General features: G+C 64.8%; 5 protein-coding genes. 4 read left to right on the top strand and 1 reads right to left on the bottom strand.

Going from position 1 to position 6,452, the window contains the following annotated elements:
* The 4 genes from kdpB to EN969_RS12280 form a co-directional block, all read left to right on the top strand.
* Positions 1 to 1,338 (top strand): potassium-transporting ATPase subunit KdpB (gene kdpB / locus EN969_RS12295; protein WP_127419149.1); only part of this gene is annotated, 1,338 nt, incomplete at its 5' end.
* Positions 1,339 to 1,412: 74 nt separating this feature from the next.
* Positions 1,413 to 1,979 carry a potassium-transporting ATPase subunit KdpC gene (gene kdpC, locus EN969_RS12290; RefSeq protein WP_063168981.1) on the top strand — a complete coding sequence of 189 codons (567 nt, stop codon included), beginning with the start codon at positions 1,413 to 1,415 and terminating at the stop codon, positions 1,977 to 1,979.
* Between the two features lie 54 nt (positions 1,980 to 2,033).
* Complete coding sequence (locus EN969_RS12285; RefSeq protein ID WP_063168980.1) at positions 2,034 to 4,763, top strand: sensor histidine kinase KdpD; 2,730 nt, start codon at positions 2,034 to 2,036, stop codon at positions 4,761 to 4,763.
* The gene (locus EN969_RS12280) at positions 4,760 to 5,452 is read left to right on the top strand and encodes a response regulator transcription factor (protein ID WP_063168979.1); all 693 of its coding nucleotides are present in this window, start codon (positions 4,760 to 4,762) and stop codon (positions 5,450 to 5,452) included. The genes EN969_RS12285 and EN969_RS12280 overlap by 4 nt, the downstream gene beginning before the upstream one ends.
* Before the next feature lie 15 nt (positions 5,453 to 5,467).
* On the opposite strand, the gene EN969_RS12275 is transcribed toward EN969_RS12280, so the two are convergent.
* The coding region (locus tag EN969_RS12275) for an MFS transporter (RefSeq protein WP_127419148.1) at positions 5,468 to 6,452 on the bottom strand (985 nt) is incomplete at its 5' end.

The following is a 6,452-nucleotide window of genomic DNA, read 5'->3' as shown; positions in this document are numbered from 1 at the left end:
GTTCTGGTGGCGCTGTTCGTCACCTTGATCCCGACCACGATCGGGGCGCTGCTTTCGGCCATCGGCATCGCCGGGATGGACCGCCTGGTGCGATTCAACGTGCTGGCCATGTCGGGTCGCGCCGTGGAAGCCGCAGGCGACGTCGACACGCTGCTGCTCGACAAGACCGGCACGATCACGCTCGGCAACCGCCAGGCGACGCAGTTCCGCCCGGTCAAGGGCGTCACCGAACAGGAACTGGCCGACGCGGCCCAGCTTGCCTCGCTCGCCGACGAAACGCCGGAAGGCCGTTCCATCGTCGTGCTGGCCAAGGAGAAATACGCCATCCGCGCCCGCGACATGGCAACGCTGCACGCCACCTTCGTGCCCTTCACAGCACAGACCCGTATGAGCGGCGTCGACATCGATGGTTCGTCGGTGCGCAAGGGCGCCGTGGATTCCGTGCTTGCCCATGTCAACCAATCGACGGTCGCAGCCCATGCCACGCGGCCCGGCAGCGATACCGTCAGGGATCTCCAGGCCATCGCCGACGAGATCGCCAAGTCCGGCGGCACGCCGCTGGCGGTCGAACGCGACGGCCGCCTGCTCGGCGTCATCCACCTCAAGGACATCGTCAAGGGCGGCATCAGGGAGCGCTTCACCGAACTGCGCCGCATGGGCATCCGCACGGTGATGATCACCGGCGACAACCCGATGACGGCGGCGGCGATCGCCGCGGAAGCCGGCGTCGACGACTTCCTCGCCCAGGCCACACCGGAGGACAAGCTGAAGCTGATCCGCGACGAACAGGCCAAGGGCAAGCTGGTTGCCATGTGCGGCGACGGCACCAACGATGCGCCGGCCCTCGCGCAAGCCGATGTCGGTGTCGCCATGAACACCGGCACGGTCGCCGCCCGCGAGGCCGGCAACATGATCGATCTCGACAGCGATCCGACCAAGCTCATCGAGATCGTCGAGATCGGCAAGGCGCTCTTGATGACGCGGGGTTCGCTGACGACCTTCTCGATCGCCAACGACGTCGCCAAATATTTCGCCATCATCCCGGCGATGTTCGCCGTCTTCTACGTCGCACCGGGACAGACGACCGGTCCGCTGCAGGCACTCAACGTCATGCATCTGGCGACGCCGCAGAGTGCCATCCTGTCGGCCATCATCTTCAACGCGCTGATCATCATCGCGCTGATCCCGCTGTCGCTGAAGGGCGTCAAATATCGGGCCATCGGCGCCGGCGCGCTGCTCAGCCGCAATCTTCTCGTCTACGGCCTCGGCGGCCTCATCGTGCCTTTCGTCGGCATCAAGGCGATCGACATGATCGTCACCACGCTTGGCCTCGCTTAACTCTTTGTTTTAACGCAATTCCCTAGGGAAAACCGCTTCACACTTTTCCTGGAATTGCTTTGAGGAACATCTCCATGCTCACCCAGATAAGACCCGCGATCATCATGATCGTCTTCTTCACGGTCCTGACCGGCCTGATCTATCCCCTGGGCATGACCGGCATCGCCCAGGCGCTGTTTCCGCGGCAGGCCAATGGCAGCCTGGTCGAGAGGGACGGCAAGATCATCGGCTCCGAATCGATCGGCCAGGGGTTTGCCAGCGACAAGTATTTCCACGGCCGCCCTTCGGCTGCCGGCGACGGCTACAATGCAGCCTCCTCGAGCGGCAGCAATCTCGGCCCGACCAGTCCCAAGCTGATCGACCGCATCAAGGGCGACGCCGAGAAGTTGAAAGCGGAAAACCCGAACCAGCCTGTTCCGATGGATCTGGTGACGACGTCCGGCAGTGGCCTCGATCCCGACATCAGCCCGGAAGCCGCCTACTTCCAGGTCGCTCGGGTGGCCAAGGCCAGGGGCATCGAGGAAGCCAGGGTCAAGGCGCTTGTCGATGCCCAAGTCGAGGGCAGGGAACTCGGCTTCATGGGCGAGCCTGTGGTCAATGTGCTTGGCCTCAACCTTGCGCTGGACGTAGCGAAAGAGTGAATGGCGGCGGCCGGGGATCGACAGTACCCCCGGCGCCATCCATGATCGATCCCGATGCCTGACGACAGAAGCAGCGACACCAGACCCTCGCCCGACGCACTGCTTGACCATGCCGAGCGGGAGGGTCGCGGCCGCCTGAGAATTTTCCTCGGCGCGGCACCGGGCGTCGGCAAAACCTATGAGATGCTGATGTCGGGCCGCGCCAGGCTGGCCGACGGCGTGGATGTGGTGATCGGCGTCGTCGAGACGCATGGCCGCAAGGAAACAACGGCCCTGGTCGAGGGCTATGAGGTCATTCCCCGCCGCAAGGTCGACTACAAGGGGCGTATCCTCGACGAGATGGATATCGACGCCATCCTCGCCCGGCGCCCGGCGCTGGTTCTTGTCGACGAGCTCGCCCACACCAACGCGCCCGGCAGCCGCCACCCCAAGCGCTACCTCGACGTCCAGGAGATCCTGACGCACGGCATCGACGTCTATACGACGCTTAACATCCAGCATGTCGAAAGCCTGAACGACGTCGTCGCCCAGATCACCAAGGTCAGGGTTCGCGAGACGGTTCCCGATTCCATCATCGACCAGGCCGACGATGTCGAGATCATCGATCTCACCCCCGACGACCTGATCAAGCGGCTCGAGGAAGGCAAGGTCTATTTCCCCAACACCGCGCAGCGCGCGATCGAGAACTATTTCTCGCCGGGCAATCTGACGGCGCTCAGGGAACTGGCGCTGCGCCGCACCGCGCAGCGTGTCGACGACCAGTTGCTCATCCATATGCAGGCGCACGCCATTCCAGGACCGTGGGCGGCAGGCGAAAGGGTCCTCGTCTGCCTCGACGCGCGACCTGGAGGAGCGGCCCGCGTGCGCTATGCGCGCAGGCTGGCCGACCGGCTGCGTGCGCCGTGGACGGCGCTGCACGTCGACAGCACGCGCTCGGCCAGCATGCCCGAGAATGACAAGGACCGGCTGGCGACGAACCTGCGCCTTGCCCAGCAGCTTGGCGCCGAGGTGACGACCATTCCGGGTCAGAATGTGGCGCAGGACATCGTGCGTTATGCGACGGCGAACAATTTTACCCATATCGTCGTCGGCAGGCCGACCCGGTCGCGCTGGCGCGAATTGATCGAAGGCTCGCTCACCTACGATCTCATCCGCAATGCCGGCGATATCAGCGTCCATGTCATTTCGGGAAGCGAACGCGGCACCGAGGCGGCGTCGCGGAGCGTCAAGGCGGCCGACGAGCAGTGGCAGTTCGAAATCTGGCCCTATCTCAAGGCGACGGCCTTTGTCATCGGCTCGCTCGCCTTCGCCGTCCTTCTCGATCAGTTTCTCGACGTTCGCAATCTGGCGATCATTCTGCTCATCGGGGTGCTGGCATCGGCGGTGACCGGCGGCCTGTGGCCGGCTCTGTATGCTTGTTTCGTCAGCGCCCTTGCTTTCAATTATTTCTTCCTGGAGCCGCGCTATACGCTGACGATCAGGGATCCGGAGAGCATCGTCGCGCTTGGCGTCTTTCTCGTCGTTGCGGTCATTGCCAGCAATCTGACGGCGCGCGTGCAGCGCCAGGCGGTCGCCGCCCGCTCGCGGGCGCGGGCGACGGAGGATATCTACCTCTTTTCGAAGAAGCTCGCCGGCGCCGGGACGCTGGACGACGTCCTCTGGGCCACCGCCTTCCAGATCGCCTCGATGCTGAAGCTGCGCGTGGTGCTGCTTTTGCCGGAAGACGGGACGATCACCGTCAAGGCCGGCTATCCGCCTGATGACACGCTGGCCGAAGCCGACATCGCCGCCGCCCGCTGGGCCTGGGAGCACAATCGTGCCGCAGGTCGCGGCGCCGACACGCTTCCGGGTGCCAAGCGCCTCTATCTGCCCTTGCGGACCGGGCGCACGGCCATCGGCGTCGTCGGCCTCGACAACGACAAGCAGGGACCGTTGCTGACGCCCGAGCAGCAGCGGCTTCTCGACGCACTGGCCGACCAGGCGGCAGTCGCCATCGAGCGTATCCAACTGGTCGCCGACGTCGACCGGGCCAAGCTCGCCGCCGAGGCGGACAGGCTGCGCTCGGCGCTGCTCACCTCCATTTCCCATGATCTGAAGACGCCGCTCGCCGCCATCATGGGCGCCGCCGGCACGCTGCGGGATTTTTCAGCAGCACTTCCCGAACCGGATCGGGCCGAACTGCTGTCGACGGTGCTCGACGAATCCGAGCGGTTGAACCGCTTCATCGCCAATCTGCTCGACATGACCAAGATCGAGTCCGGCGCGATGGAGCCGAACTACGCCTTTCACTATGTCGGCGACATCGTCGGCTCCGCCCTGCAAAGGGCCAGGAAAATCATCGGCGAGCACAAGATCGAGACGGACATCCCCAGGGATTTGCCGATGTTGAAGGTCGACCCGGTGCTGTTCGAGCAAGCGTTGTTCAATCTTCTCGACAATGCGGCGAAATATGCCCCGGCCGGCTCGACGATCCGCGTCCAGGGCTGGACCGACAATGGCTCCGTCCTGCTGCAGATCATGGATGAAGGGCCGGGCATTCCTCCCGGCGATCTGGAACGGATTTTCGACACCTTCTACCGGGTGCGCAAGCGCGACCAGATCCGCGCCGGCACCGGGCTCGGCCTGTCGATCTGCCGCGGCTTCATAGAGGCGATGGGTGGCACGATCACGGCGGCAAACCGGACCGACGGTTCGGGCGCGGTCTTCACCATCAAAATGCCCAAGCCGGCAAATCCGCCCAACTTCGACGCTTCGAATACCGACGATGTGGGTGACCTGGCATGACAAACTCGAACGTCAGGATACTGGTCGTCGATGACGAGCCGCCGATCCGCAAGCTGCTGCGCGTCGGCCTCGGCAGCCAGGGCTACGCGATCAGCGAGGCGCCGAATGCCAGGGCGGCCATCGAGCTGATGGAGGCGGAGAAGCCGGACCTCGTCCTGCTCGACCTTGGCCTGCCCGGCATTAGCGGCCATGAGTTGCTGCGCAAATGGCGCGACGACGGCCTCGACATTCCGGTGGTCATCCTGTCCAGCCGGACCGACGAGGCCGGTATCGTCCAGGCCCTGGAGCTCGGCGCCGACGACTATGTCACCAAACCCTTCGGCATGAACGAACTGGTCGCACGCATCCGCGTGGCGCTCCGCCACAAGTTCCAGCAGCAGGGAGAGAAGCCGATTTTCCAGACCGGCGATCTCAGCGTCGATCTGGTCAAGCGCATCGTCAAGGTCGAGGGCAAGGAGGTAAAGCTGTCGCCGAAGGAATACGACATCCTGCGCATGCTGGTGCAGCACGCCGGCAAGGTGCTGACCCACCATTTCCTGTTGAAGCAGGTCTGGGGCGACTCGTCCGACGTGCAGTATCTCAGGGTCTATGTGCGCCAGCTCAGGCAGAAGATCGAGAAGAGCCCCGACCAGCCACGCTACATCACCACCGAGACCGGCGTCGGCTACCGCCTGCGCGAGGTCGAATGAGCGGGTTGGGCGCTTCTAGCCAGTAGCTTCCAGCTGCTGGCCAAGCGGCTTGGAAACCCGCAAGGCCGCGAGACAGCCGACAATGCCGAGCGGGACGAAGGCAAGAAACAGCCAGGACGCGACATTCGCCGCCGCGTCGTGGTTCAAACCTTGCGAAAAGCCGCTGGCATTGGCGACGATGCCGGCAAGGGCTGCACCCACGGCGTAGCCGATGCGCTGCATGGTCGGCACCGCCGCCGAGGCGATGGTCTGCTCGCTCTTCGGGGCGGAGGCGACGATGACGCGTGTCAGGAACGGCCAGGCGATGCCGAAGCCGCCGCCTTGCAACAGGGCACAGATCAGGATGAGCGGGATGGAGCCCAGGGGTATCGTGTAGGCAAAGCCGGCGATGCCGGCCGCGATCATCACCGCGCCGCCGATGATGATCAGCCGCTCGCGCCGCGGCGGCGCGTTGGCGACCAGGATCGACAGGATCGACCAGGCGATCGATTCGGCGGCGATGATGTAGCCGGTGGTCAGCAGCGGAATGTCGTGAAGGCTGGTCAGCAGCAGCGGCCCGTAGACGCCGAAGGAACAGGTGGCCACCGAAAAAGCGGCAACCATGGTCATGCCGGCGCCGACCGGCGTGCGCCATGAGAACAGCCGCGCCGGGAACAGCCGCGAAAGCGGCTTCAGCGCGTCGATGGTGAAGAACAGCAGCAGGCCGATGAGGCCGAAGGCCATCAGCAGCGAAGAGCGCAGCAAGGCGATGTCGACGCCGGCCGAGGCGATCAGCACCACGGCAACGGCAAGGCAGGCAAGGGCCGCGAACGGGAAGGGCGGCGCCCCGCCTGCGCTCGCCTTCGGCCTCGTCGCCTCCGGCGTGTCGAGCACGATGAAACTTGCCAGCGCCATGGCTGCGCCGCCGAGGGTGAAGATGCCGAAGGCCCAGCGCCATGACAAAAGCTCGGTCATGATCGCGCCGAGCAATGGTCCGCTGAAGGCGGCGACGCCCCAGATC

The sequence above is a fragment of the Mesorhizobium sp. M7A.F.Ca.CA.003.01.2.1 genome (assembly GCF_003998945.1).
In the GTDB taxonomy this organism is placed as follows: domain Bacteria; phylum Pseudomonadota; class Alphaproteobacteria; order Rhizobiales; family Rhizobiaceae; genus Mesorhizobium; species Mesorhizobium ciceri.
This window is presented reverse-complemented; position numbering and strand designations above follow the sequence as displayed.

Coding starts and splice junctions, on each gene's coding strand:
- kdpC (WP_063168981.1), top strand. CDS start 1,413: ATGCTCACCCAGATAAGACCCGCGATCATCATGATCGTCTTCTTCACG.
- EN969_RS12285 (WP_063168980.1), top strand. CDS start 2,034: ATGCCTGACGACAGAAGCAGCGACACCAGACCCTCGCCCGACGCACTG.
- EN969_RS12280 (WP_063168979.1), top strand. CDS start 4,760: ATGACAAACTCGAACGTCAGGATACTGGTCGTCGATGACGAGCCGCCG.